Source organism: Rossellomorea aquimaris TF-12, from assembly GCF_001648555.1.
GTDB classification, from domain to species: Bacteria; Bacillota; Bacilli; order Bacillales; family Bacillaceae_B; genus Rossellomorea; species Rossellomorea aquimaris.
Genome location: NZ_LQXM01000010.1, coordinates 1 through 1,190 on the forward strand (window position 1 = coordinate 1; position 1,190 = coordinate 1,190).

Genomic DNA, 1,190 nt, shown 5'->3' on the forward strand with positions numbered 1-1,190 from the left:
ATGGCGCGCCCGAGAGGAGTCGAACCCCTAACCTTTTGATCCGTAGTCAAACGCTCTATCCAATTGAGCTACGGGCGCTAATAAGCTATTTTGTTTTAAAAAACAATGGTGCCGAGGACCGGAATCGAACCGGTACGGTAGTCACCTACCGCAGGATTTTAAGTCCTGTGCGTCTGCCAGTTCCGCCACCCCGGCAAAATCTTCTGGAGCGAAAGACGGGATTCGAACCCGCGACCCCCACCTTGGCAAGGTGGTGTTCTACCACTGAACTACTTTCGCATATGAATGGTGCGGGTGAAGGGACTTGAACCCCCACGCCTTGCGGCGCCAGATCCTAAGTCTGGTGCGTCTGCCAATTCCGCCACACCCGCATGTGTAAATGGCAAGTTATTTTGCTTTCGCAAAAAAAGAATGGTGAGCCATGAAGGATTCGAACCTTCGACCCTCTGATTAAAAGTCAGATGCTCTACCAACTGAGCTAATGGCTCTTAATAGAAATTAAGAGATAATTGTTTCTATCATCTATATTAAATTAAACCAAATGGTGCCGGCAAGAGGACTTGAACCCCCAACCTACTGATTACAAGTCAGTTGCTCTACCAGTTGAGCTACACCGGCGTGTGTAAAAAATGGTGGAGGATGACGGGATCGAACCGCCGACCCTCTGCTTGTAAGGCAGATGCTCTCCCAGCTGAGCTAATCCTCCGATATGTATCGCCTGGCGACGTCCTACTCTCACAGGGGGAGATCCCCCAACTACCATTGGCGCTGAAGAGCTTAACTTCCGTGTTCGGCATGGGAACGGGTGTGACCTCTTCGCCATAATCACCAGACGAATATTTCATTGAAGGTTGTTCCTTCAAAACTAGATAAAGAGTTGATGTCAAGAAAGCCGAATATCGACCAATGTTGTTCATTTTTAAAATGATACTGTGTGGTTAAGTCCTCGATCGATTAGTATCAGTCAGCTCCACATGTCGCCATGCTTCCACCTCTGACCTATCTACCTAGTCATCTTCTAGGGATCTTACTCACATAAAGTGATGGGAAATCTCATCTCGAGGGGGGCTTCATGCTTAGATGCTTTCAGCACTTATCCCTTCCGCACATAGCTACCCAGCGATGCCTTTGGCAAGACAACTGGTACACCAGCGGTGCGTCCATCCCGGTCCTCTCGTACTAGGACAGCT

The 1,190-nt window shown here is 48.9% G+C and carries 7 tRNA genes and 2 rRNA genes; all 9 read right to left on the reverse strand.

The features are described from left to right. Position 1 precedes the first annotated feature (1 nt). Positions 2-78 (reverse strand) — tRNA-Arg (locus tag IQI_RS01565). A 28-nt stretch (positions 79-106) separates the two neighbouring features. Then, a tRNA-Leu gene (locus tag IQI_RS01570) sits at positions 107-195 on the reverse strand. Positions 196-204: 9 nt separating this feature from the next. Beyond that, positions 205-279, reverse strand: a tRNA-Gly gene (locus tag IQI_RS01575). A gap of 7 nt (positions 280-286) precedes the next feature. Further along, positions 287-371, reverse strand: a tRNA-Leu gene (locus IQI_RS01580). Between the two features lie 41 nt (positions 372-412). Then, a tRNA-Lys gene (locus IQI_RS01585) sits at positions 413-488 on the reverse strand. Between the two features lie 54 nt (positions 489-542). Beyond that, positions 543-618: transfer RNA gene (locus IQI_RS01590), tRNA-Thr, on the reverse strand. A 12-nt stretch (positions 619-630) separates the two neighbouring features. Further along, a tRNA-Val gene (locus IQI_RS01595) sits at positions 631-706 on the reverse strand. Between the two features lie 10 nt (positions 707-716). Continuing rightward, positions 717-833, reverse strand: a 5S ribosomal RNA gene (rrf, locus tag IQI_RS01600). A 101-nt stretch (positions 834-934) separates the two neighbouring features. Continuing rightward, a 23S ribosomal RNA gene (locus tag IQI_RS01605) occupies positions 935-1,190 on the reverse strand; the annotation flags it as partial.